This is a genomic window from Streptomyces sp. NPDC018964, assembly GCF_044390325.1.
In the GTDB taxonomy this organism is placed as follows: domain Bacteria; phylum Actinomycetota; class Actinomycetes; order Streptomycetales; family Streptomycetaceae; genus Streptomyces.
This window is the reverse complement of sequence record NZ_JBIRYZ010000011.1, coordinates 1-22728: the sequence shown is the minus strand read 5'-3', so window position 1 is coordinate 22728 and position 22728 is coordinate 1. Positions and strand designations below refer to the sequence as shown.

At 70.5% G+C, this 22728-nt stretch carries 24 protein-coding genes and 1 pseudogene; 16 read left to right on the top strand and 9 right to left on the bottom strand.

Translation table 11 applies throughout. The features are described 5' to 3' along the window. Nucleotides 1-18: 18 nt before the first annotated feature. From ACH5AO_RS20015 to ACH5AO_RS19995, 5 genes are all read left to right on the top strand, one after another. Nucleotides 19-783, top strand: a complete 765-nt coding sequence (locus ACH5AO_RS20015; RefSeq protein WP_398926396.1) for an SDR family NAD(P)-dependent oxidoreductase — start codon at nucleotides 19-21, stop codon at nucleotides 781-783. 137 nt (nucleotides 784-920) lie between these two features. Further along, a complete protein-coding gene (locus tag ACH5AO_RS20010; RefSeq protein WP_398926394.1) occupies nucleotides 921-1868 on the top strand; it encodes an SMP-30/gluconolactonase/LRE family protein in 948 nt (315 codons plus the stop codon). A gap of 64 nt (nucleotides 1869-1932) precedes the next feature. Beyond that, the gene (locus tag ACH5AO_RS20005; RefSeq protein ID WP_398926392.1) at nucleotides 1933-2211 is read left to right on the top strand and encodes a hypothetical protein; all 279 of its coding nucleotides are present in this window, start codon (nucleotides 1933-1935) and stop codon (nucleotides 2209-2211) included. After that, complete coding sequence (locus tag ACH5AO_RS20000) at nucleotides 2208-2600, top strand: type II toxin-antitoxin system VapC family toxin (RefSeq protein WP_398926390.1); 393 nt, start codon at nucleotides 2208-2210, stop codon at nucleotides 2598-2600. The genes ACH5AO_RS20005 and ACH5AO_RS20000 overlap by 4 nt, the downstream gene beginning before the upstream one ends. 176 nt (nucleotides 2601-2776) lie before the next feature. Then, a complete protein-coding gene (locus tag ACH5AO_RS19995) occupies nucleotides 2777-3211 on the top strand; it encodes an LAETG motif-containing sortase-dependent surface protein (protein ID WP_398926388.1) in 435 nt (144 codons plus the stop codon). A gap of 31 nt (nucleotides 3212-3242) precedes the next feature. On the opposite strand, the gene ACH5AO_RS19990 is transcribed toward ACH5AO_RS19995, so the two are convergent. After that, the gene (locus ACH5AO_RS19990) at nucleotides 3243-3650 is read right to left on the bottom strand and encodes a hypothetical protein (RefSeq protein WP_398926863.1); all 408 of its coding nucleotides are present in this window, start codon (nucleotides 3648-3650) and stop codon (nucleotides 3243-3245) included. Between the two features lie 230 nt (nucleotides 3651-3880). Between ACH5AO_RS19990 and ACH5AO_RS19985 the strand changes: the two genes are divergently transcribed. After that, nucleotides 3881-4201 (top strand): hypothetical protein, encoded by a 321-nt coding sequence (locus tag ACH5AO_RS19985; protein ID WP_398926386.1) that lies wholly within the window; start codon nucleotides 3881-3883, stop codon nucleotides 4199-4201. Between the two features lie 118 nt (nucleotides 4202-4319). Here ACH5AO_RS19985 and ppdK read toward each other — a convergent pair whose 3' ends face one another. After that, a complete protein-coding gene (gene ppdK / locus ACH5AO_RS19980) occupies nucleotides 4320-7040 on the bottom strand; it encodes a pyruvate, phosphate dikinase (protein ID WP_398926384.1) in 2721 nt (906 codons plus the stop codon). 508 nt (nucleotides 7041-7548) lie between these two features. Between ppdK and ACH5AO_RS19975 the strand changes: the two genes are divergently transcribed. Further along, a complete protein-coding gene (locus tag ACH5AO_RS19975) occupies nucleotides 7549-9318 on the top strand; it encodes a CDP-alcohol phosphatidyltransferase (protein ID WP_398926382.1) in 1770 nt (589 codons plus the stop codon). Here ACH5AO_RS19975 and dusB read toward each other — a convergent pair whose 3' ends face one another. Next, nucleotides 9319-10473: a tRNA dihydrouridine synthase DusB gene (gene dusB / locus ACH5AO_RS19970; protein WP_398926380.1), complete on the bottom strand. Its 1155-nt coding sequence runs from the start codon at nucleotides 10471-10473 to the stop codon at nucleotides 9319-9321. Nucleotides 10474-10580: 107 nt separating this feature from the next. Here dusB and ACH5AO_RS19965 point away from each other — a divergent pair, with 107 nt between their 5' ends. Continuing rightward, nucleotides 10581-12026, top strand: a complete 1446-nt coding sequence (locus ACH5AO_RS19965; RefSeq protein ID WP_398926378.1) for an MFS transporter — start codon at nucleotides 10581-10583, stop codon at nucleotides 12024-12026. 421 nt (nucleotides 12027-12447) lie between these two features. Beyond that, nucleotides 12448-12645, top strand: a pseudogene (locus tag ACH5AO_RS19960) (hypothetical protein); the annotation flags it as partial. Nucleotides 12646-12755: 110 nt separating this feature from the next. On the opposite strand, the gene ACH5AO_RS19955 reads toward ACH5AO_RS19960, so the two are convergent. Next, nucleotides 12756-14138 (bottom strand): glycine--tRNA ligase, encoded by a 1383-nt coding sequence (locus ACH5AO_RS19955; RefSeq protein ID WP_398926376.1) that lies wholly within the window; start codon nucleotides 14136-14138, stop codon nucleotides 12756-12758. A 161-nt stretch (nucleotides 14139-14299) separates the two neighbouring features. Here ACH5AO_RS19955 and ACH5AO_RS19950 point away from each other — a divergent pair, with 161 nt between their 5' ends. The 4 genes from ACH5AO_RS19950 (at nucleotide 14300) to ACH5AO_RS19935 (ending at nucleotide 17491) form a co-directional block, all read left to right on the top strand. Continuing rightward, complete coding sequence (locus ACH5AO_RS19950; protein WP_398926374.1) at nucleotides 14300-15316, top strand: metal ABC transporter substrate-binding protein; 1017 nt, start codon at nucleotides 14300-14302, stop codon at nucleotides 15314-15316. A gap of 23 nt (nucleotides 15317-15339) precedes the next feature. Then, the gene (locus ACH5AO_RS19945; RefSeq protein ID WP_398926372.1) at nucleotides 15340-16110 is read left to right on the top strand and encodes a metal ABC transporter ATP-binding protein; all 771 of its coding nucleotides are present in this window, start codon (nucleotides 15340-15342) and stop codon (nucleotides 16108-16110) included. A gap of 5 nt (nucleotides 16111-16115) precedes the next feature. Beyond that, nucleotides 16116-17018: a metal ABC transporter permease gene (locus ACH5AO_RS19940; RefSeq protein WP_398926370.1), complete on the top strand. Its 903-nt coding sequence runs from the start codon at nucleotides 16116-16118 to the stop codon at nucleotides 17016-17018. Nucleotides 17019-17080: 62 nt separating this feature from the next. After that, nucleotides 17081-17491, top strand: coding sequence for a Fur family transcriptional regulator (locus ACH5AO_RS19935; protein WP_398926368.1), 411 nt, complete (start codon nucleotides 17081-17083; stop codon nucleotides 17489-17491). Nucleotides 17492-17641: 150 nt separating this feature from the next. Here ACH5AO_RS19935 and ACH5AO_RS19930 read toward each other — a convergent pair whose 3' ends face one another. The 5 genes from ACH5AO_RS19930 to ACH5AO_RS19910 are packed head-to-tail and all read right to left on the bottom strand — an operon-like array spanning nucleotide 17642 to nucleotide 20255. Continuing rightward, a complete protein-coding gene (locus ACH5AO_RS19930) occupies nucleotides 17642-18172 on the bottom strand; it encodes a YcxB family protein (RefSeq protein ID WP_398926366.1) in 531 nt (176 codons plus the stop codon). A 32-nt stretch (nucleotides 18173-18204) separates the two neighbouring features. Next, on the bottom strand, nucleotides 18205-19044 hold the full coding sequence (locus ACH5AO_RS19925; protein ID WP_398926364.1) for an isoprenyl transferase: 840 nt from the start codon (nucleotides 19042-19044) through the stop codon (nucleotides 18205-18207). Between the two features lie 21 nt (nucleotides 19045-19065). After that, nucleotides 19066-19812: a DNA repair protein RecO gene (gene recO / locus ACH5AO_RS19920; protein WP_217127384.1), complete on the bottom strand. Its 747-nt coding sequence runs from the start codon at nucleotides 19810-19812 to the stop codon at nucleotides 19066-19068. A 21-nt stretch (nucleotides 19813-19833) separates the two neighbouring features. Next, nucleotides 19834-20049 carry a hypothetical protein gene (locus ACH5AO_RS19915; protein WP_398926362.1) on the bottom strand — a complete coding sequence of 72 codons (216 nt, stop codon included), beginning with the start codon at nucleotides 20047-20049 and terminating at the stop codon, nucleotides 19834-19836. Then, nucleotides 20046-20255: a hypothetical protein gene (locus ACH5AO_RS19910; protein ID WP_398926360.1), complete on the bottom strand. Its 210-nt coding sequence runs from the start codon at nucleotides 20253-20255 to the stop codon at nucleotides 20046-20048. The genes ACH5AO_RS19915 and ACH5AO_RS19910 overlap by 4 nt, the downstream gene beginning before the upstream one ends. Before the next feature lie 115 nt (nucleotides 20256-20370). Here ACH5AO_RS19910 and ACH5AO_RS19905 point away from each other — a divergent pair, with 115 nt between their 5' ends. From ACH5AO_RS19905 to ACH5AO_RS19895, 3 genes are all read left to right on the top strand, one after another. Further along, nucleotides 20371-21204: a helix-turn-helix domain-containing protein gene (locus ACH5AO_RS19905; RefSeq protein WP_398926358.1), complete on the top strand. Its 834-nt coding sequence runs from the start codon at nucleotides 20371-20373 to the stop codon at nucleotides 21202-21204. Next, nucleotides 21186-21458, top strand: coding sequence for a DUF397 domain-containing protein (locus tag ACH5AO_RS19900; RefSeq protein WP_398926356.1), 273 nt, complete (start codon nucleotides 21186-21188; stop codon nucleotides 21456-21458). The genes ACH5AO_RS19905 and ACH5AO_RS19900 overlap by 19 nt, the downstream gene beginning before the upstream one ends. Nucleotides 21459-21576: 118 nt before the next feature. After that, nucleotides 21577-22290, top strand: coding sequence for a DUF4328 domain-containing protein (locus ACH5AO_RS19895; RefSeq protein WP_398926354.1), 714 nt, complete (start codon nucleotides 21577-21579; stop codon nucleotides 22288-22290). Nucleotides 22291-22728 lie beyond the last annotated feature (438 nt).

Below are 22728 nucleotides of genomic sequence, written 5' to 3'. Positions count from 1 at the left end.
CAAGAATCAGGGGAGATCATGACCAGCCGCTTCACCGACCGCACCGCCCTGGTCACCGGCGCCGGCTCCGGCATCGGACGGGCCGTCGCCCTCGCCCTCGCCGCGGAGGGCGCGCACGTCGTCGTCGCCGGACGACGGCCGGAGCCGCTCAAGGAGACGGTGGCCCTGATCGAGCGGGCCGGCGGCAAGGCGCTGGCCGTCACCGCCGACGTCTCCCGCGCCCCGGACGTCCAGGCCGCCGTGGACGCCGCCGTGGGTCACTTCGGCTCACTGGACGTCGCGGTCAACAACGCGGGCGTCTTCCGGGGCGGGCAGCCCCTGGCCGAACTGACCGACGACGACTGGCAAAGCCAACTCGACATCAACGTCACCGGCGTGTTCCACGCCCTGCGCGCGGAGATCCGCCAGATGCGCACCCAGCCGGCCGGCGGCGCGATCGTGAACATCTCCTCCACGTTCGGCCCGCACAAGCGCACCCCGGGAGCCACCGCCTACGCCGCCACCAAGGCGGCCGTCTCCGCGCTCACCCGGGGCGCCGCCCTGGACCACATCGCGGAGGGGGTCCGCATCAACGCCGTCAGCCCCGGCGCGACGGACACGGCCATGTCGCTGCGGCCGGGCGAGACGGAGGACGGACGGGCGGAGCGCATGAGGCGCGAGATGCCGCTCGGCCGCGTATCGGCGGTCGAGGAGATCGCGGCGGCGGTGCTGTACCTGGCGTCGGACGACGCGGCGTCGGTGGTCGGCACCGACCTCGTGGTGGACGGCGGCCAGACGGCCTGACCCCGCACCGGGCCGGGCACCCCGGCTGTCGGGTTCCTGTCGGTCCGTGTCATCCGTTCCGCACGGCGGGTTCTTGGGGTTGCATCGTTCCTGCCCAGTTTCGAGCCCCACCCCCATCCGTCACGGAGGCCCGAACCATGACCCGCAAGCACCCCCACCCTTCCCGGCGCACCCTGCTCGGCGGTGCCGCCGTCGCCGCGCTGGCGGCGGCGGCCGGCACCGGTACGGCACACGCCGCCGGCCACCGGCCCGCCTGGCCGACCGAGTTCCCGCTGCCGGACGGCTGGCTGCCCGAGGGCATCACCATCGGCAGCGCACCGTACGCCTACCTGGGCTCCCGCGCCGACGGCGCGATCTACCGCGCCGATCTGCGCACCGGCAGGGGCGGAGTCCTCCACGAGGGCGCCCCCGGCCTCGCGGCCATCGGCCTCAAGCTGGGCGACGACGGCCTGCTGTACGTCTCCGGCGGCGCCGGCGGCACCGCCCGCACCGTCGACGCCCGCACCGGCGAGCCGCGCGGGACGTACGAACTCACCGCACCCGCCGGCCACTTCATCAACGACGTCGTCCTCTTCCCCGACCGTGCCTGGTTCACCGACTCCCGCGACGCGGTCCTGTACGGCGTCCCGCGCGGCCGGGGCGGCAGCGTCCGCGCCCTCCCGCTCACCGGCGACTGGGAGCAACTGCCGGACGTCAACAACGCCAACGGCATCGTCAGCACCCCCGACGGGTGCGACGTGATCGTGGTCAAGAGCACGCCCGGCGAGCTCCACCGCGTGAGCCTGCGCACCGGACGCGCCACCCGTATCACCCTCTCCGGAGCGGAGAACGTGGTCAACGGCGACGGTCTGGTCCGCGTCGGCCGCACCCTGTACGTCGTACAGAACCGCTCGAACGTCGTCACGGTCTTCGACCTGGACGCCCGCGCCACCACGGCGACCCTGCGCCGCTCGATCACCGACCCCCGCTTCGACGTCCCCGCCACCGCCGCCCGCTTCCGCGACCGCCTCTACCTGGTCAACGCGCGCTTCACCAGCCCGCAGACCCCGGAGACGACGTTCACGGCGGTGGCGGTACCGCTCTGACCGGTCCAGGGGGTGCGGGGAAAGCCGGACGGCGATTAACAAGAAATTTGTTAAAGTCACCCTCATGACCGCTTCTCCCGACCCCGCTCCTGGCGAAGGCCCCGTCCGTCCGGTCTCGGTGTCCCTTCACGAAGGCACCATCGCCGCCCTCAAGGCGCGCGCGGGCAGGCGGGGCATGTCCGCCTACGTCGAAGCGCTCATCCAGCGCCAACTGGAGCGCGACCGGCTGCACGAGCTCATCGCGGAGGCGGAGGCCGAACACGGACCGGCCGATCCCGCTGCCGTCGAGGCCAAGCGGGCAATCCTGCGCGGTGACGCGGCCGGCTCGGCGGACGCCGCATGAGCGGCACCCTCGTGCTGGACTGCGAGGGCCTCTCCAAACTGGTGCGCCGCGCACCCGAGCTCACCGAATGGCTCGCGGCCGCCGAGGCCGAGGACATCCGCGTCATCACCAGTTCGGTCACCCTCGTCGAAGCCCGCGACCCCAGGACGAACCAAGCCCGCTTCGACTACGCCGTCTCCCGGGTGAACATCGTCCCGCCCACCGAGGCCGTCGCACGGCATGCCAGCAAGCTCCTCGCCGCGGCGGGACTCCACGGTCACAAGTACGCCCTCGACGCCATCGTGGCCGCCACCGCCCTGGCCTCCCCCACACCCGTCACCCTTTTGACCTCGGACCCCGAGGACCTCGTCATGCTGTGCGAACCGGGCGTCCGCGTCATCAAGGTCTGAGGCCACAGAGGCCGACGCCGACCCATCACACCGCGCCGCAGCGGAGAGTTACCTTCCGGTCACGTCACGTTCGCATCACGAGTTCCTCGTATCCTCCACACATCACAGGCTCCCCAGTAACTTCGGGCACCTCGCACCAAGTACACGCAATAACCCGATCTGGGGGACTCTTCGCCATGCATCCGTTCCGTACCTCCGCCGCCGCGGTCCTCGCCGCGCTCGCCCTGGCCGCCGTACCGGCCACCGCCGAGGCGCACGGCGGCAACACCCCGTTCGAGAACTGCACCGAGGCGTACGAGAACGGGCACGCCAACATCCCCGAGAGCAGCGCCCACTACGGCGAGCACCTGGACCGCGACGGCGACGGCATCGGCTGCGACAAGCCGCCGGCGGACTTCAAGCCCTACCAGGAGACCGCGAGCGACACCGGGAACACGAAGAACGCGGAGAACACCGGCTCCGACAGCAAGGAGCAGGGCGGCGGCACCGACCTCGCCGAGACCGGCGGCAGCAACGCCACGCCGTACATCGCGGCCGGCGGCGCGGCCGTCGTCCTCCTGGGCGGCGGCGTGATGATCGCGGCCCGCAGGCGCCGCGGCGACTCCGACTGACGTCGTCCCGCGCGAAGACCGGCTCCCTTGCTTACAGGGACAGCAGCAGGGAGTCGGTCTTCCCGCGTCGGCGGCGCACATGCCCGCGTCGTCCGGCGAGGACCGCCATCAGTGTCCACGCCACAAGCCCGCCGATCACCACGCTCTCGCGCACCCCGCGCACCTCCAACGCCGCCTCGGGCGCGTACTGGACGGCCCCGACGAGGACGAACAGCCCCGGCACGAAGGACAGCAGGGCGATCCACCCCGCACGATGGAGCAGCATCAGGAACACGGCGAACGCCAGACACAGCAAAAACCCCACCGCGATGGGCACCCACACCCAGCGCAGCGCCAGGTAGGACGCCCTGGCGGTGACGGCCGCGGCGGCCCACCCGAAGAGCACCACCCCGACCGTGCGCCGGAACGACCGCCAGGGGTCGACGGCGTACCCGTCCATGGCGCTCAACGGCCTGATGCCGCTCCTGTGTATCCGAAACGGCACCGCGTTCCCCGTGTTCCCCGCCGTGGCGGCTGTGCAAGTCCGGCACGGGACACTACATCGGGACCTGCCGTCGAAGGACGGCAGCCCGAGCGAACGCACCGGGGTGACCGTCGGTCTCCGTGTGCCTGTGGGATACACCGATCCGTGTTCGGGGGCGCCGAATGAAGAGATGTACGGCACGCAAGGTGATCAGCGAGTTGCTGACGCGGGGGATTCTGGAGATCCGCCTGTCGGCCCGCTCCGGAGTCGCCGTCACCACTGATGACCCTGCCCAGGCGGACCGTCTGGGCGAGATCCACCTGATCGCGGACATCTGCCATGGGTTCGTGAACGCTCTGGGCGGCAGCGTGTTCACACGTGAGCGCCGTTCGCGGCATGCGCTTTCCTGGCGTTGGAGCATGCTCGACGAGTCCGGGAGGCGCTGGATCAGATCCCGGCTGGAAGATCTCGGGCCTGAGTACCTCCGCGTGCTGGACTCGTGCGTGGGGGACGAGCCCCTTGTATGAGGGGGCGGCACCCCCGCACGGGTGCCGCCCTCTCTTTCGTGGTCCGGAGCCGTCGCCGATCGGTGAGGGTGGTCGGGTGACAGACGACGGCTCCGGGGCTCGATTCGCCCCGTGGGGGCTAGCGGTGGTCGCTGCCCGTCGACGTGACGGCCGCGCGGCCGGCTTCCAGGCGGGCGACCGGGATGCGGAACGGGGAGCAGGAGACGTAGTCCAGGCCGACCTCGTGGAAGAAGTGGACCGACTCCGGGTCGCCGCCGTGCTCGCCGCAGACGCCGAGCTTCAGGTCGGGGCGGGTGGCGCGGCCGGCCTGCGCGGCGGCGGCGACCAGGGAGCCCACGCCGTCCTTGTCGATCGTCTCGAACGGCGACACCCCGAAGATGCCCTTCTCCAGGTACGCCGTGAAGAACGAGGCCTCCACGTCGTCGCGGGAGAAGCCCCACACCGTCTGGGTGAGGTCGTTGGTGCCGAAGGAGAAGAACTCCGCCGCCTCGGCGATCTGGCCGGCGGTCAGCGCGGCGCGCGGTAGCTCGATCATCGTGCCGATGGCGAGCTTCAGCCGGGTGCCGGTGGCCTGTTCGACCTCGGCGACGACCTGGTCGGCCTCCTCGCGGACGATCTCCAGCTCCTGGACCGTGCCGACGAGCGGGATCATGATCTCCGCGCGCGGGTCGCCCTTGGCGGCCTTGCGTTCGGCGGCGGCCTCCGCGATGGCCCGCACCTGCATGGTGAACAGGCCGGGGATGACCAGGCCGAGGCGGACACCGCGCAGGCCCAGCATCGGGTTCTGCTCGTGGAGGCGGTGCACGGCCTGGAGCAGGCGCAGTTCGTTCTCGTGCGGCTCCTGCCGGGACTCGGCGAGGGCGACGCGGACCGACAGTTCGGTGATGTCGGGCAAGAACTCGTGCAGCGGCGGGTCGAGGAGGCGGATGGTGACCGGGAGGCCGTCCATCGCCTCGAAGAGTTCCACGAAGTCCCGCTTCTGCAGCGGCAGCAGGGCCTTCAGGGACTCCTCGCGCTCGGCCTCGGTGTCGGCGAGGATCAGGCGTTCGACCAGTTCGCGGCGGTCGCCGAGGAACATGTGCTCGGTGCGGCACAGGCCGATGCCCTGGGCGCCGAAGCGCCGCGCCCGCAGCGCGTCCTCGGCGTTGTCGGCGTTGGCCCGCACCCGCAGCCGGCGCTTGCGGTCGGCGAAGGCCATCATCCGGTGCACGGCCTCGACGAGTTCGTCGGCGTCGTCGGCGCCCGGGTGCATCCGGCCCTCGAAGTACTCCACGACCGGGGACGGGACGACCGGGACCTCGCCCAGGTAGACCTTGCCGGAGGAGCCGTCGATGGAGACGACGTCGCCCTCCTCGACCACGTGCCCGCCGGGGACGGTCATCCGGCGGCGCTTGGTGTCGACCTCCAGCTCCTCCGCGCCGCAGACGCAGGTCTTGCCCATGCCGCGCGCGACGACGGCCGCGTGGGAGGTCTTGCCGCCGCGCGAGGTGAGGATGCCCTCGGCGGCGATCATGCCGTCCAGGTCGTCGGGGTTGGTCTCGCGGCGGATCAGGATGACCTTCTCGCCGGAGCGCGACCACTTCACGGCGGTGTACGAGTCGAAGACCGCCTTGCCGACCGCCGCGCCCGGGGAGGCGGCGATGCCGCGGCCGACCTGCTCGACCTTGGCGTCCTCGTCGAAGCGGGGGAACATCAGCTGGGCGAGCTGGGCGCCGTTGACGCGGGTGAGCGCCTCGGCCTCGTCGATCAGGCCCTGGTCGACGAGCTGGGTGGCGATGCGGAAGGCCGCGCCCGCCGTGCGCTTGCCGACGCGGGTCTGGAGCATCCAGAGCTGGCCGCGCTCGATGGTGAACTCGATGTCGCAGAGGTCCTTGTAGTGGTTCTCCAGGGTCTCCATGATCCGCAGGAGCTGGTCGTACGACTTCTTGTCGATCCGCTCGAGCTCCGCGAGCGGGACCGTGTTGCGGATGCCCGCGACCACGTCCTCGCCCTGCGCGTTCTGCAGGTAGTCGCCGTAGACGCCCTGCTGGCCGCTGGCGGGGTCGCGGGTGAAGGCGACGCCGGTGCCGGAGTCGGGGCCGAGGTTGCCGAAGACCATGGAGCAGACGTTGACGGCGGTGCCGAGGTCGTGCGGGATGCGCTCCTGGCGGCGGTAGAGCTTGGCGCGGTCACCGTTCCAGGAGTCGAAGACCGCCTTGATGGCGAGGTCCATCTGCTCGCGCGGGTCCTGCGGGAAGTCCCGGCCGCACTCGGTCTTGACGATCTTCTTGAACTTGGTGACGAGTTTCTTGAGGTCGGCGGCCTCCAGTTCGGTGTCGACGGTGACCTTCCTGGCCGCCTTCGCCGCCTCCAGCGCGTCCTCGAACAGCTCGCCGTCGACGCCGAGGACGGTCTTGCCGAACATCTGGACGAGGCGCCGGTAGGAGTCCCACGCGAACCGCTCGTCGCCGGCCTGCGCGGCCAGGCCCTGCACGGACTTGTCGGAGAGGCCGATGTTGAGGACGGTGTCCATCATGCCCGGCATGGAGAACTTCGCCCCGGAGCGGACCGACACGAGGAGGGGGTTGTCGGCCTGGCCGAGCTTCTTGCCCATCGTCGCTTCGAGGGCGTCGAGGTGCGCACTCACCTCGTCACGCAGTGCCGCCGGCTCCTCGCCGCTGTCGAGGTAGGTCTTGCAGGCCTCGGTGGTGATGGTGAAGCCGGGCGGGACGGGAAGGCCCAGATTGGTCATCTCGGCGAGGTTGGCGCCCTTGCCGCCCAGCAGGTCCTTGAGGTCCTTGTTGCCCTCGGTGAAGTCGTAAACGAACTTCGGTACGTGGGGGTCTTTGTTTTCCGACACGGGTCTCGACTCCTCGAGGACGCGGTGGCTGCCCTGACGGCGAGAATGTACCCAGATCAAAGGCTTCTGGGTACGTCCACTTGTGCGTCATGCGCCTGTAACCGGTCGTCCGCCAGCGGATCGAAAGTCAAAGCTTGGCAAGCCGCGACGGCCGAATGTTTTCACCTCTTGAACACATCGACCTCCTCAACCCCCTCCCACTCGCTCACATGAGCGGCAATCTCCACGTTTGATTTCGCCCGTTGAACGATCAAGAGGTGGCACCGAGTGCCACCCTTTGAGAAGTGCAGTCGCCCATGATCCGCTCATCTGAGCGGATCCCTTATCAAGGGTGGCGAGAATCACGCTGCCACAGCGAGCCGGATTCCACCATGCGGACCGGTCCGGCACCCGAAGTCCGCCGGCCGGATGAACGCACCGGTCATCCCGCCCGTACGGAACGACAGCGGACCCGGACCCCCACGCCGGGTCCGCCCCCACCGGGCTCGGTACGGAAGGAACCTCCGGGTTGCCTGTCTTCACACGCCTGCGCGACGCACGCATCCACATCCGCACCCGCCTACGCGACACGCGTATCCGCACCCGCCTGCGCGACGCGCGCATCCACACTCGCACCCGCCTGCGCGACGCGCGGGACGCGCACCCCGTCGCCGCCCGCGCCCTCCGCCGGACGCTGCACGTCCTCGCCGCCGCCCTCGTCGTCGGCGCCCTCCTGATGCCGAACACCGCTCCGGCCCTCCGGCCCGACCGGTTCACCCGGATACCGGCGGAGGCGGTCATCGGGGCCGTCCTGCTGCTCGCCCTGCCCCGCCGGCCGCGGATCGTCGTGGCGGCGCTGTACGGGGCGGGCATCGGCGTCCTGACCGTGCTGAACCTGCTGGACATCGGGTTCACCGCGTACCTGGGCCGCGGCTTCAACGTCGTACTCGACTGGGGGCTGCTCGACGACGCCCAGTCCTACATCGCGGACTCGATGGGCTCCACGGCCGCGACCGCCGCCGCCGTCGGCGCGGTCGTCCTCGCCCTGCTCCTGGTGACCGTCATGGCGCTGGCCACCGTCCGGCTCGGTGGTCTGCTGGCCCGGCACCGCGTCCGCGCCGGCCGGGGCGTGCTGATCGCGGGGACGGCGTGGGTCGCCTGCGCCGCGCTCGGGGTGCAGGTCTCCGGCGTGCCGGTCGCCTCCGACCGCGCCGCGGGCGCCCTGAAGGGACAGGCGCGGCGCGTGGTGGACACCCTGCGCGACGAGGCGGCGTTCGCGAAGGAGGCGCGGGCGGACGCCTTCGGCGCCACTCCCCCCGACCAGCTCGTCCCGGACCTGCGCGGCAAGGACGTCGTCTTCGCCTTCATCGAGAGCTACGGCCGCACCGCCGTCGAGGACCCCCTGATCGGCCCCGGCGTCACCCGCGTCCTCGACACCCGCACCGCCGCGCTCGCGAAGGCCGGCTACCACGCCCGCAGCGGCTGGCTCACCTCGGCGACGTACGGCGGCAGCAGCTGGCTCGGCCACTCCACCGCCCTGTCCGGCCTGTGGATCGACAACCAGCAGCGCTACCGCACCGTCACCTCCGGCGACCGCCTCACCCTCACCAAGGCGTTCCAGAAGACCGGCGCCTGGGACACCGTCGGCGTGATGCCGGGCGTGCAGAAGGCCTGGCCGGAGGCGAAGTGGTACGGCCTCGACAAGGTCTACGACGCCTTCGGCCTCGGCTACCGGGGGCCGAAGTTCAGCTGGTCGACCATGCCGGACCAGTACGCCCTGGAGGCCTTCCAGCGCCTGGAGCACGGCCGCGAACGCGACCGGCCGCTGATGTCGGAGATCATCCTCACCTCCAGCCACCAGCCCTGGGCGCCGATCCCCGAGCTGGTCGACTGGGACGAGCTCGGCGACGGCTCGGTCTTCGACGCGATCCGGAAGGCGGGGAGGAAATCCTCCGACGTCATCGCCGACTCCACCGCGTCCCGGCGGGAGTACGGCAGGTCGGTCGCGTACTCGGTCACCAGCCTCACCCAGTGGCTGGAGCGCTACGGCACCGACGACACCGTCCTCGTCTTCCTCGGCGACCACCAGCCCATCGCCCGCGTCAGCGGCGACCACGCGAGCCGGGACGTGCCGGTGACGGTCGTCGCCAAGGACCCGAAGGTGCTGGAGAAGATCGACGCCTGGAACTGGACGGAGGGGCTCCGCCCGGCGGAGGACGCGCCGGTGTGGAGGATGAGCGCGTTCCGCGACCGCTTCCTGACCGCCTACGGCTCCGTCCCGCACCCCACCGGGGAGTGATCAGCCGCCGGAGGTGTCCAGCTCCGCGTCCTCGCCGACGCCCGCGCAGTCGTACGGGTCCTTCAGCCAGCCGTCCGGCAGCACCACCCGGTTGTTGCCGGACGTACGGCCGCGGGGCCCGTCGGCGCCGGCCGGCCAGGGCTGGTCGAGGTCCAGCTCGTCGAGCCCGGACCGCAGCTCCTCCAGCGAGGAGGTGACCGCGAGCCGCTTGCGCATCTCGGAGCCGACCGCGAAGCCCTTCAGGTACCAGGCGACGTGCTTGCGGAAGTCGATCACCCCGCGCGACTCGTCGCCGATCCACTCCCCCAGCAGCGTGGCGTGCCGGACCATGACGTCGGCGACCTCGCGCAGGGTGGGCCGTACGAAGGCGTCGGCGCGTCCCTCGAAGGCGGCCACCAGGTCCGCGAACAGCCACGGCCGCCCCAGGCAGCCACGCCCCACGACCACCCCGTCGCAGCCGGTCTCGCGCACCATCCGCAGCGCGTCCCCGGCCGACCAGATGTCACCGTTGCCGAGCACCGGGATCTCCGGGACGTGCTCCTTCAGCCGGGCGATGGCGTCCCAGTCGGCGGTGCCGCCGTAGTGCTGGGCGGCGGTGCGGCCGTGCAGCGCGATGGCGGTGACACCCTCCTCGACGGCGATCCGGCCGGCGTCCAGGTAGGTCAGGTGGTCGTCGTCGATGCCCTTGCGCATCTTCATCGTCACCGGCAGGTCCCCGGCCCCGCTCACGGCCTCGCGCAGGATCGACCGCAGCAGGTTCCGCTTGTACGGGAGGGCCGAGCCGCCGCCCTTGCGGGTCACCTTGGGGACCGGGCAGCCGAAGTTGAGGTCGATGTGGTCGGCGAGGTCCTCCTCCGCGATCATGCGGACGGCCTTGCCGACGGTCGCCGGGTCGACGCCGTAGAGCTGGATGGAGCGCGGCTTCTCGGTCTCGTCGAAGCGGATGAGCTGCATGGTCTTGTCGTTGCGCTCGACCAGCGCCCGGGTGGTGATCATCTCGCTGACGAACAGGCCCTTGCCGCCGCTGAACTCTCGGCACAGGGTGCGGAAGGGCGCGTTGGTGATCCCGGCCATGGGGGCGAGCACGACGGGCGACTGAACCGCGTGCGGGCCGATGTGCAGGGCCGTGTCCGTGGTCGGCGACGAAGTGGGCATTCCCCCATTGTCCCGCACGCCGAGGAGTACCCGGCACGCCCGCACCCGATGATCGTGTAATGGTCATTAGTTAACCGCACTATCGAAACGCGCGTACGATGGCACCCATGCCCGAGCTCAGCCATGGCCGACGCATGCTGGTGCTCGCGATCTGCTGCATGAGCCTGCTGATCGTGAGCCTGGACAACACGGTCCTCAACGTCGCCCTGCCCGCCATGCAACGGGAGTTCCACGCGAGCACCTCGGGGCTGCAGTGGACCATCGACGCCTACACGCTCGTCCTGGCGTCCCTGCTGATGCTGGCCGGCTCCACCGCCGACCGGATCGGCCGCAGACGGGTGTTCATGGCGGGCCTGGTGGTCTTCACCCTCGGCTCGGTGCTGTGCTCCCTGGCACCGGACCTGTCGTGGCTGGTCGTGTTCCGGATGGTGCAGGCGGTCGGCGGCTCGATGCTCAACCCGGTCGCCATGTCGATCATCACCAACACCTTCACCGACCCCCGCGAACGGGCCCGCGCGATCGGCGCGTGGGGCGCGGTCGTCGGCATCTCGATGGCCGCGGGACCGCTGGTCGGCGGGCTGCTGGTGGAGTCGGTCGGCTGGCGCTCCATCTTCTGGATCAACCTGCCGGTGGGCCTGGCCGCGCTGCTGCTCACCTGGCGCTTCGTCCCGGAGTCCCGCGCCCCGAAGGCCCGCCGCCCGGACCCGGTCGGTCAGTTCCTGGTGATCGTCCTGTTCGGCTCCCTGACCTACGCGATCATCGAGGCCCCGCACGTCTCCCTCGCGGCGACCGCTCCGTACGCCGTCCTGGCCCTGGCCGCCCTCGTCGCCCTCCTGTCCTACGAGCCCCGTCGCCGCGAACCCCTCATCGACCTGCGCTTCTTCCGCTCCGCTCCGTTCAGCGGGGCCACGGTGATAGCCGTGAGCGCGTTCGCCTCGCTCGGCGGCTTCCTGTTCCTGTCCACGCTGTACCTGCAGAACGTGCGGGGCCTGAGCGCCCTGGACGCGGGCCTGTGGATGCTCCCGATGGCCGTCCCGACCTTCCTGTGCGCCCCGCTCTCCGGCCGCCTGGTCGGCAGCCGGGGCCCGCGCCTGCCGCTACTGATCGCCGGCGGCGCGATGACGGTCAGCGGGCTCCTCTTCGCCCTCTTCGAGGCCGAGACGTCGAACGTCACCCTCTTCCTCGGGTACGTCCTCTTCGGCGTCGGCTTCGGCTTCGTCAACGCCCCCATCACCAACACCGCCGTCTCCGGCATGCCGACCGCGCAGGCGGGGGTGGCCTCGGCGGTCGCGTCCACCAGCCGTCAGCTCGGCCAGGCGCTGGGCGTCGCGGTGATCGGCGCGGTGCTGGCGGCGGGGGTGGGCTCGTCGTCGTACGCGGACACGTTCGTGACGGCGGCACGGCCGGGGTGGTGGATCCTCGCGGGGTGCGGCCTCGCGGTGCTGGTCGTGGGCGCGGCAAGCTCGGGCCGCTGGGCCCGCGAAACCGCCGCACGCACGGCAAAGCGGCTGGAGTCGCCGGAGATCCGCCAGACCACAGAAGCCAGCACCTGACCGGCACCCCCACGCAACCGCGGGCAGCCCCCCGCAACCGCGGGCAATCGTGCCGCAGGGCGGCACGGGTGGGCGCTGGGGATACCCCCTCTGGGGGAGGCACCCCGCAAGCGCCGGGTCGCACACACACCCCCGGCCCACACCCACCGCGGCCCCGGAACGTCGCGCCGCAGAGCAGCACAGCCCCCCGCAACCGCGGGCAATCGTGCCGCAGGGCGGCACGGGTGGGCGCGACGGCACCCCGCTAGCGCCGGGCCGCGCACACATCCCCCGGCCCACACCCAACGCGGCCCCGGCACGTCGCGCCGCGGCACACTCCTTGCCGCCTTGCGGCACCTCCCAGGCTTGGGGGAGGCACGACTGCCCCCGGTGGACACGGGGCAGGAGAACGGCGACCACCGCCCCGGCCTCCGGAGGAGTCATGCCACAGACCGACACCAGCAAGGTCAGCCGCTGGGACCTGCACGGCCGTGCGCACACCGTGCGCCTCCAGCGCACCGGCGTCCAGCGCACGCTCAGGTGCGACACCTGCGGCTGGCGCAGAAGCGCGCGGCTCCTGCCGTTACTCAAGGCACAGGAGCACCTGACACAGGCGCACCAGGCGACGGTGGACCCGTCGAACCCGAACCGACGAGTGCCAAGGGTGCCGAGGGTGCCGAACGCGAGGCCCCCGGTGCCGGACCACTGAGTGATCAGGCACCGGGGGCCTGAAGCGAGCCCGCGCAGCGGCTACGCGCCGATCAGCCGAGAGGCGAGGTACCCCTCGATCTGGTCCAGCGACACCCGCTCCTGCTTCATCGTGTCGCGCTCCCGCACGGTCACCGCGTTGTCGTCCAGCGTGTCGAAGTCGACGGTGACGCAGAACGGCGTACCGATCTCGTCCTGGCGGCGGTAACGGCGCCCGATCGCACCGGCGTCGTCGAACTCGACGTTCCAGTTCTGCCGCAGCGCCTGCGCCAGGCCCTTCGCCTTCGGCGACAGCTCCGCGTTGCGGGACAGCGGGAGCACCGCGACCTTCACCGGGGCCAGGCGGTGGTCGAGCCGCAGCACGGTCCGCTTCTCCATCTTGCCCTTGGCGTTGGGCGCCTCGTCCTCGACGTACGCGTCGAGCAGGAAGGCGAGCATCGCCCGGCCGACACCGGCCGCCGGCTCGATGACGTACGGAGTCCAGTGCTCGCCGGCCTCCTGGTCGAAGTAGGCGAGTTCCTGGCCGGAGGCCTTGGAGTGGGCGGAGAGGTCGTAGTCGGTGCGGTTGGCGACGCCCTCGAGCTCGCCCCACTCGCTGCCGCCGAACTGGAAGCGGTACTCGATGTCAGCGGTGCGCTTGGAGTAGTGGGAGAGCTTCTCCTTCGGGTGCTCGTACCACCGCATGTTCTCCTCGCGCAGGCCGAGACCGGTGTACCAGTTCCAGCGCTGCTCCATCCAGTACTCCTGCCACTGCTCGTCCTCGCCCGGCTTGACGAAGAACTCCATCTCCATCTGCTCGAACTCGCGGGTGCGGAAGATGAAGTTGCCGGGCGTGATCTCGTTGCGGAAGGACTTGCCCATCTGGGCGATTCCGAACGGCGGCTTCTTGCGCGAAGAGCTCTGCACCTGGGCGAAGTTGGTGAAGATGCCCTGGGCGGTCTCGGGGCGCAGGTAGGCGATGGAGCCGGAGTCCTGCGTGGGGCCGAGGTGGGTGGAGAGCAGGCCCGAGAACTGCTTGGGCTCGGTGAAGGTGCCCTTGTTGCCGCAGTTGGGGCAGTTGAGGTCGGCGAGGCCGTTCTCGGGGGCGTGGCCCTTCTTCTCCTCGTACGCCTCCTCCAGGTGGTCCGCGCGGAACCGCTTGTGGCAGGAGGTGCACTCGGTCAGCGGGTCCGTGAAGGTCGCCACGTGACCGGAGGCGACCCACACGTCCGGGGCGAGGATCACGGACGAGTCGAGACCGACCACGTCCTCGCGCGAGGTGACCATGTAGCGCCACCACTGGCGCTTCAGGTTCTCCTTGAGCTCGACACCCAGCGGTCCGTAGTCCCAGGCGGCACGCTGGCCGCCGTAGATCTCACTGCAGGGGAATACGAAGCCACGGCGCTTGCTCAGGCTGACGATGGTGTCGATCTTGTCGGCGGCCACGGTGCTCTCTTCATTACGACGACGGGCGACGAAGCGAGATTGCTTCCAGCGAAGCCCTCAGGCTACCGGCGTGGCCTGCCCCGCGACCAATTCGGTGCCCCCTGAAGACCTCCCACGTGCTTTGTTGACAACGGTTTCCATATTTGTTGAAAATGGGTGTCATGAACGTACGACGACATCACATATCCGCGGCCGCCCTGGCCGCGGTCACCGCCCTCGGTCTCGGCACCCTGACCGCCTGCTCCTCCGACAGTGCCGCCGCGGGCAACACCGACAAGTTCGACGTCGTCGCGTCGTTCTACCCGATGGCCTTCCTCGCCGAACGGATCGGCGGCGAGCACGTCAGCGTCACCAGCCTCACCGAGCCCGGCCAGGAGCCGCACGACCTGGAGATCAGCGCCCGGCAGACCGCGCAGCTCGAGGAGTCCGACGCGGCGCTCTACCTCAAGGGCCTCCAGCCCTCCGTCGACGAGGCCATCGGCCAGTCCCCGGTGGAGACGAAGATCGACGCGGCGACCCTGACCTCCCTCGAGGAGCACGGCACCGAGGCCGGCGGCCACGAGGACGAGCACGCCGAGGACGAGCACGCCGAGGAGGAACACTCCGAGGAGGAACACTCCGAGGAGGAGCACGGCCACAGCCATGAGACGGAGGGCGGCAAGGACCCCCACGTCTGGCTCGACCCGGTGAAGTACGCCGAGGTCGCCGAGGGCGTCGGCAAGGCCTTCGCGAAGGCCGACCCGGACCACGCCGCCGACTACGAGAAGAACACCGCGGCTCTGGTCGGCGAGCTGAACGAGCTCGACGAGAAGTTCAAGACCGGCCTCGCGGACAGGAAGAACAGCGTCTTCATCACCACGCACGCCGCCTTCGGCTACCTCGCCGAGCGCTACGGCCTGACCGAGGAGGCCATCAGCGGCCTGGACCCCGAGTCCGAGCCCAGCGGGGCCCGCGTGAAGGAACTCCAGAAGATGGCGAAGGCCGACGGCGTCACCACCGTCTTCTACGAGACGCTCGTCAGCGACAAGACCGCCAAGACCCTCGCCGGCGACACCGGACTGAAGACGGACGTCCTGGATCCGCTCGAGGGCATCACCGACGCCTCCCGCGGCGACGACTACTTCCAGGTCATGGAAGCCAACCTCGAGGCCCTGCGGACGGCCCTGGGAACCAAGTGACCGACGAACCACCGGAGGACGGCATGACGACCGGGCCCGTCATCTCCCTGCGCGGCGTCCGCGCCGAGCTGGGCTCGCGCCCCGTCCTGCGCGGCATCGACCTCACCGTGCGCCGCGGTGAGGTCGTCGCCCTGCTCGGCGCCAACGGCTCCGGCAAGTCGACGGCCGTGCGCAGCGTCATCGGCCAGGTGCCCGTCAGCGCGGGCGAGATCGAGCTGTTCGGCACCCCGCGGCACCGGTTCCGCGACTGGGCACGCGTGGGCTACGTCCCGCAGCGCACCACCGCCGCCGGCGGCGTGCCCGCCACGGTCACCGAGGTCGTCTCCTCCGGCCGCCTGGCCCGCACCCGCTTCGGCCTCTTCCGCAAGGCCGACCGCGAGGCCGTACGCCACGCCCTAGACCTGGTCGGCATGGCGGACCGCGCCAAGGACCCCGTCGACGCCCTCTCCGGCGGCCAGCACCAGCGGGTCCTGATCGCCCGCGCGCTCGCCGCCGGCCCCGAACTCCTGATCATGGACGAGCCGATGGCGGGCGTCGACCTGGCCAGCCAGGAGGTCCTCGCCGAGACCCTGAGGCACCAGGTCTCCGAGGGCGCCACGGTCCTCCTCGTCCTGCACGAACTGGGCCCCCTGGAGCCCCTGATCGACCGGGCGGTCGTCCTGCGCGACGGCTGCGTCCTGCACGACGGCCCGCCCCCCGAGGCGGTCGGCCAGCACGCGCTGCCCGGCCACGACCACGTCCACCCGCACGCCCCCGCGGGTACCGAACCGATCCGCACGGGACTGCTGAGCTGAATCCGATGGACATCCTCGACTACGCCTTCATGCAGCGGGCGCTGCTCGCCGCCGTCCTGGTCGGCATCACCGCCCCCGCCGTCGGCATCTACCTCGTCCAGCGCCGCCAGGCCCTCATGGGCGACGGCATCGGCCACGTCGCCATGACCGGTGTCGGCCTCGGCTTCCTGTTCTCCTGGTCCCCGGTGTGGATGGCGACGCTCGTCTCCGTCCTCGGCGCCGTCTTCATGGAACTGGTCCGCTGGTACGCCAGGACCCGCGGCGACATCGCCCTCGCGATGCTCTTCTACGGCGGTATGGCCGGCGGCGTGATGTTCATCAACCTCGCCCCCGGCGGCTCCACCACGAACCTCTCCTCGTTCCTCTTCGGCTCCCTGTCCACGGTCTCCGAGTCGGACGTGACCGCGATCTGCCTGCTGGCCGCGTTCGTGGTCGCGATCACCGTCGGTCTGCGCCGGCAACTGTTCGCGGTCAGCCAGGACGAGGAGTTCGCCCGGGTGACGGGCCTGCCGGTGCGGTTCCTCAACCTGCTCACGGCGGTCACGGCCGCGGTCACGGTCTCCGTCGCGATGCGCGTGGTCGGCCTGCTGCTGGTGAGCGCGCTCATGGTGGTGCCGGTCGCGGCGGCCCAGCAGCTCACCCGCAGCTTCGCCGCCACCTTCGCGATCGCCGTCGCGATCGGCGTGAGCGTGACCATCGGCGGCACGGTCACCTCGTACTACCAGGACGTGCCGCCCGGCGCGACGATCGTGCTGCTGACCATCGCCGCGTTCATCGCGCTGACCGTGCTGGCCGCCCCGCTGGCCCGCCGCCGGGCCCGGGCCCTGGCCGCCGCGCACCCCGGCGGCGACCCCGCCGAGTGCGCCATTCCGGCCAGCCGCACGGCAGGTGACACGGTCGGCGCCTGACCGCCCTCCGCCCGGACTGGCACAATGGCCCGGGCAGAGGCCACAGATGAGGAGGCATCCCCGTGACGACCGCAGGACCACCCGTGAAGGGCCGCTCCACCCGGCAGCGTGCCGCCGTGGCGGCCTGCCTCCAGGAGGTCGACGAGTTCCGCAGCGCGCAGGAACTCCACGACATGCTCAAGCACAAGGGCGACTCGGTCGGGCTCACCACGGTCTACCGCACCCTCCAGTCCCTCGCCGACGCCGGCGAGGTCGACGTCCTGCGCACCGCCGACGGCGAGTCCGTCTACCGCCGCTGCTCCACCGGCGATCACCACCACCACCTGGTCTGCCGCAGCTGCGGCAAGGCGGTGGAGGTGGAGGGCCCGGCGGTGGAGAAGTGGGCGGAGGCCATCGCGGCGGAACACGGCTACGTCAACGTGGCCCACACGGTGGAGATCTTCGGCACCTGCGCGGAGTGCGCTGCGGTGTAGCGCAGCCGCGGGCAGTCGCCCCGCCAGCCGCGGGCAGTCGTGCCTCCCCCAGTGCCTTAAAGGCCTGGGAGGTGCCCCCATCGGCATGGGTGGGCGCGACGGCACCCCGCAACCGCCGGGCAGCGCGAACACCCCCGCCCGGCCCCCCCGTCACACGCGGGCCAGATGCCGATCGAGCAGAGCCCGCAGGCGCTGGAGGTCCTCCTCGCCACGCAGCCCGCGCTTGGGCTCGACCTCCAGCACCAGAACGCCCGGGTCACGACTGAGCAGCACCATGTGCTCGGAAGTCTCGCGGTAACCGCGGAACAGCGTCCAGCGCTGCACCACCGTCGTGTGCTCGGTCTCGACCGTGATCCCGGCATCGGTCACCGTGACGCGGTACTCGCCCTGCCACGAGACGGCCCGGAACACCTGGCCGGCCTGGAGCCGGGGCGTGCCCCAGATCAGGACCGCGGTCAGCAGCGAAAGCGCGGTCAGCACCGCGGCGTCCGCCCCTCCGAGCGCGGTGAACGCGGCGAATCCGGCGAACAGCACGACGAACATCCACCGTACCGGCGCCAGCCCTCGCACACGTGCACGCGTCTGGATGCCCCGGAGGATGTCGGTGCGCGTCGGCCGGTAGACCAGTTCGACGGCATCGGTGCCCCTGTCCTGAATGGTGTCCCGCCCCTGGTGATCCATGAGGCGGGACCCTAACGTCCCGCGTCCCGGCGTCAGCCGTCGGGCTGCGTGCCCTCCATGGCCAGCAACTCCTCGTTCGGGATCGCCCCGCCGAACCGCCGGTCCCGGGAGGCGAACTCCAGGCACGCCCGCCACAGGTCACGGCGGTCGAAGTCCGGCCACAGCACGTCCTGGAAGACCATCTCGGCGTAGGCGCTCTGCCACAGCAGGTAGTTGGACGTGCGCTGCTCACCGCTCGGCCGCAGGAACAGGTCCACGTCCGGCATGTCCGGGTAGTACATGTACTTCTGCAGGGTCTTCTCGGTGACCTTCGACGGGTCGAGCCGCCCGGCCTTCACGTCCTCCGCGAGCGCCTGCGCGGCGTCGGCGATCTCCGCGCGCCCGCCGTAGTTCATGCAGAAGTACAGCGTCAGCCGGTCGTTGTCCTTCGTCTGCTCCTGGGCGACCTGGAGCTCCTTGGCCACCGACTTCCACAGCTTGGGCATCCGCCCCACCCAGCGCACCCGGATGCCGAGCTCGTCGAGGGTGTCGCGCGTCTTGCGGATGAAGTCCCGGTTGAAGTTCATCAGGAAGCGCACCTCGTCCGGCGACCGCTTCCAGTTCTCGGTGGAGAAGGCGTACAGCGAGATCGCGCCGACCCCCATCTCGACCCCGCCCTGGAGCACGTCCAGCACCCGCTCGGCACCGACCTTGTGCCCCTCGGTGCGCGGCAGCCCCCGCTCCTTCGCCCACCGCCCGTTGCCGTCCATGACGATCGCCACATGCTTGGGGACCAGTTCCCCGGGGATCTTCGGAGGCCGCGCGCCGGACGGGTGCGGTTCCGGCGTCCTGTACTCCTGGCGCTGACGCCCCAGGAACCCGCGTACCACCATGTGTCTCTCGTCTCCTCGTGCTTACTTCTCGACGTACCTCAGCGAGCGCAGCCCGCGCTCCAGGTGCCAGTGCAGGTAGGCGGACACCAGCCCGCTCCCCTCCCGGACGTACCGCGCCTCGCACGCGTCCGCGGTCTCCCAGTCTCCCGTAAGCAGCGCGCCGAGGAGTCCCAGGGCCTGCGGCGAGGGTACGACGCTGCCGGGCACCCGGCAGTCGACGCAGACGGAACCGCCGGACGCGACCGAGAAGAACCGGTTCGGCCCGGGCATCCCGCACTTCGCGCAGTCGGTGAAGCTGGGCGCGTACCCGTTGACGGCGAGGGAGCGCAGCAGGAACGCGTCGAGCACGAGATGCGGCGCGTGCTCGCCCCTCGCCAGCGTCCGCAGGGCCCCGACCAGCAACAGGTACTGCTGCACCGCCGGCTCGCCCTCGTGGTCGGTGAACCGCTCGGCGGTCTCCAGCATGGCGGTGCCCGCGGTGTACCGCGCGTAGTCGGTGACGATCCCGCCGCCGTACGGCGCGATCGTCTCGCTCTGCGTGCACAGCGGCAGGCCGCGCCCGACCAGCTCGCTCCCCTTCGAGAAGAACTGCACGTCCACGTGCGAGAACGGTTCGAGACGCGCGCCGAACTTCGACTTCGTCCGGCGCACGCCCCTCGCCACCGCGCGTACTCGTCCGTGACCGCGCGTGAGCAGTGTGATGATCCGGTCCGCCTCACCCAGCTTCTGGGTGCGCAGCACGATGCCGTCGTCGCGGAACAGACTCATGGCATCCATTGTCGCCCACGTTCACGGCACCTCCCCCCGGCTCCGGGCATTGGCGTACGCCGTCGCCGCGTGCAGCCGCTCGGCGGGCGTGGCGCGCCGTACGGCACGGGGGTCGGCGTCCCACTCCCGGCCGCCGCCGTACGGTCTCAGCTGGACGTAGGGCCCCTCATGCCCCATGACGACGCCGATCCGCTCGGTCCTGGTGTCCACGACATACGCGCCGACGGGCGGCTTCACCGCATCACCGCCGCCACGATCCGCCGCGCGGTCTCCACGGAACACCGTCCCAGTTCGACGAGCGGACAAGGCGCCTCCCGCGCAAGACTCACCGGGTCCAGCCCCAGTGACGGCAGGGAAATTCCGGCCTTCGCGAGTGCCGCCCGCAATTCCTTCACCACTTCCTCCGCTTCTTCGACGCAGAGCGCCGAGTGTCGTGCCTCCACGGTGATCCCCTCGCTTTTTCGTTTTCACTCTTCGCACCTCAAGAATGCCGTGCCACATCTACACTCGGCAGGAGGCTGTGCGCTACAAGCGCGGGTCAGTACAAGGGGGTTGGCCATGGCCAATGGTTCGCGCCAGGCGGCGTGGGAGTTCTTCGGCACGGAACTGAAGCGGCGGCGCGAGGACGCCGGGTTCACGCAGGTGGAGCTGGGTGCGCGGGTGTTTGTGTCCGGCGGCTACATCGGCCAGTTCGAACAGGCGATTCGCAAGCCGCAATTGGACGTGGCGCAGCGGATTGACGGGGTGCTGCAAACCGACGGTATTTTCGAGCGGCTGTGCCGGAAGCTGATTGACGATCGGCGGTACGCGGATTACTTCGCGAAGGCGGCAGAACTGGAAGCGCTGGCGACGAAGATCTGCGACTTCGCACCCGCGCTTGTACCGGGCCTGTTGCAGACGCCGGAGTACGCACGGGCGGTGACGCTTGCGATGAACCCATTCGCATCGGACGCATGCATCGAGGACAAGGTGTCCGGCCGAATGGAGCGCCAGCGCATCCTCAGCGACGCGACACGGCCGGTCTATTGGGTCATCCTTCATGAGCACGTGCTGCGTGTCCCGGTCGGCGGAGCCGCTGCGATGATGTGGCAGCTGGAACACCTGGTGGCGCTCGCGTCGAAACGAACGGTGTTGGTGCAGGTACTGCCGTACGTGGCCGGCGCGTACGCGGTCATGAACGGAACACTGCGGCTCATGGAGTTCGAGGACGCGCCGCCAACGGCCTATACAGAGGCTGTGTATTCGGGGAATCTGCTGGACGATCTGGCTGTGGTGAAGCGTGTGACCGAGACATACGATCTGATCAGGGCCGCCGCACTTCCGCCGGAGGCGTCCCTGGCCCTGATCGAGTCGGCAGCGGAGGACTTCAGACGATGCGAGAGTACGAGCTGAGTAACGCACGCTGGCGCAGGAGCAGCCACAGCGACGGCAACGGTGGCGAGTGCGTCGAAGTCGCCTCCGACTTCCCCGGCGCCGCCCGCTGGCGCAAGAGCACGTACAGCGACGGCAATGGAGGTAGCTGTCTCGAAGTCGCCGCCGGACTCCCCGGCGTCGTGCCCGTCCGGGACAGCAAGGTGGACGGCGGACCGGTGATCGTCGTCGGGTCGGTGGCCTGGGCGAAGTTCATAGGCGGCATCGGCCGCTAATAGGCCCTGGCCGCAGGCGAATTGACGTGGACGGCCGCTCGCCGTCCGACGTATCGTGCGTCCGCGCGCGATCTTCCGCGGGTGATCTCCGTTCTACCGCCCGTGGGGGGCCGTCGTCATGCTCGCTTCCAAGGATGGGCTCAGCCCGCATCCACCGCTGCCCGGCAACACTCCGCCACTCGCTCCACAGGGCCTCCTCATCGCCGTGGTGGCGGCGTTCGCGGCCGCCGCGCTCAGCGACCTGTTCGCCGTGTACACCGGCGTCCGGCTCCGCGCGGTGGTCGACGGCGATGTGACCGCCACGACCGTGTCGGACCTGGAGTCCGCGTACTCGCTGTACGAGAACGCGGGGCGGGTCCAGGTGGCCACGAGTCTGCTCTGCGTGGTGCTCTTCATCACCTGGTTCTTCCTGATGCGCCGCCGCACCGGGCCCCTGGCGCCGGACCGGTTCCGCATGGGGTCCGGGTGGGCGATCGGCGCGTGGTTCGTCCCCGTGGCCAACCTGTGGCTGCCGTACCGCGTCGCGGTCGACATGTGGGGTGCCTGCACACCGCTGCCGACCGAGGGGGAATCGCGCCAGGTGCCGACGTGGCCGGTGAACCTGTGGTGGAGCCTGTTCGTCGGAACGGTCCTGCTCGGCCGGTACGCCTCCGCACGCCTCGACATGACCGACTCGCTCACCGGGCTCAGCGACGCCGTGACGCTGTACCTCGCCGTCGACCTCCTGTACGCCGTCACCGCCGGGGCCGCTGTGCTGTTCACGGTACGGCTGACAGCCCTTCAGCGGCTGAAGGCGACCCAGGGACCGTACTGGACGCCGGTCGAGGTGTGACCGTCAGTCGGGGCGTGTGCCTGAACGGAGTGCACACGCCCCGTCGGGCCACTCGCTTCTTTGCCCGTGTCGTGCTTCCGCGGGGGAGAAGCGAGCGAGCGGCCGGAAGAGAGGGGAGCAACTCTCCGATCCCCACCCCAACCACCACATGAGGGCCTCCCCCAGGACACCCCCTTCGAAAACCGTGAACACTTCGGCCCGAAGTGTTCACGGTTTTCGACACCCCCACCCCCACCACGGACCACCACCCACCGTCCGCCGCTGAGCCGCCCCCGCGTGCAGGCGACCGCGCGGTCTCCCGCTTCCTCGCCACCGGCGAACGTCCCCGGCGGGACGTGTACTGCCGCTAGATGAATGAGTCCGATGTTTGTGCTGGCCGCGACCATGGCGAAGGGCGCCCGTTGGCTCGTGTGTGACTACCAGCCTGGACGCCCTTCT

Bases quoted from the DNA above. Each gene is read 5' to 3' on its own strand.
- ACH5AO_RS20015 (WP_398926396.1), top strand. From the start codon at position 19: ATGACCAGCCGCTTCACCGACCGCACCGCCCTGGTCACCGGCGCCGGC.
- ACH5AO_RS20010 (WP_398926394.1), top strand. From the start codon at position 921: ATGACCCGCAAGCACCCCCACCCTTCCCGGCGCACCCTGCTCGGCGGT.
- ACH5AO_RS20005 (WP_398926392.1), top strand. From the start codon at position 1,933: ATGACCGCTTCTCCCGACCCCGCTCCTGGCGAAGGCCCCGTCCGTCCG.
- ACH5AO_RS20000 (WP_398926390.1), top strand. From the start codon at position 2,208: ATGAGCGGCACCCTCGTGCTGGACTGCGAGGGCCTCTCCAAACTGGTG.
- ACH5AO_RS19995 (WP_398926388.1), top strand. From the start codon at position 2,777: ATGCATCCGTTCCGTACCTCCGCCGCCGCGGTCCTCGCCGCGCTCGCC.
- ACH5AO_RS19990 (WP_398926863.1), bottom strand. From the start codon at position 3,650: ATGGACGGGTACGCCGTCGACCCCTGGCGGTCGTTCCGGCGCACGGTC.
- dusB (WP_398926380.1), bottom strand. From the start codon at position 10,473: ATGCCCACTTCGTCGCCGACCACGGACACGGCCCTGCACATCGGCCCG.
- ACH5AO_RS19965 (WP_398926378.1), top strand. From the start codon at position 10,581: ATGCCCGAGCTCAGCCATGGCCGACGCATGCTGGTGCTCGCGATCTGC.
- ACH5AO_RS19950 (WP_398926374.1), top strand. From the start codon at position 14,300: ATGAACGTACGACGACATCACATATCCGCGGCCGCCCTGGCCGCGGTC.
- ACH5AO_RS19945 (WP_398926372.1), top strand. From the start codon at position 15,340: ATGACGACCGGGCCCGTCATCTCCCTGCGCGGCGTCCGCGCCGAGCTG.
- ACH5AO_RS19940 (WP_398926370.1), top strand. From the start codon at position 16,116: ATGGACATCCTCGACTACGCCTTCATGCAGCGGGCGCTGCTCGCCGCC.
- ACH5AO_RS19930 (WP_398926366.1), bottom strand. From the start codon at position 18,172: ATGGATCACCAGGGGCGGGACACCATTCAGGACAGGGGCACCGATGCC.
- ACH5AO_RS19925 (WP_398926364.1), bottom strand. From the start codon at position 19,044: ATGGTGGTACGCGGGTTCCTGGGGCGTCAGCGCCAGGAGTACAGGACG.
- recO (WP_217127384.1), bottom strand. From the start codon at position 19,812: ATGAGTCTGTTCCGCGACGACGGCATCGTGCTGCGCACCCAGAAGCTG.
- ACH5AO_RS19905 (WP_398926358.1), top strand. From the start codon at position 20,371: ATGGCCAATGGTTCGCGCCAGGCGGCGTGGGAGTTCTTCGGCACGGAA.
- ACH5AO_RS19900 (WP_398926356.1), top strand. From the start codon at position 21,186: ATGCGAGAGTACGAGCTGAGTAACGCACGCTGGCGCAGGAGCAGCCAC.
- ACH5AO_RS19895 (WP_398926354.1), top strand. From the start codon at position 21,577: ATGCTCGCTTCCAAGGATGGGCTCAGCCCGCATCCACCGCTGCCCGGC.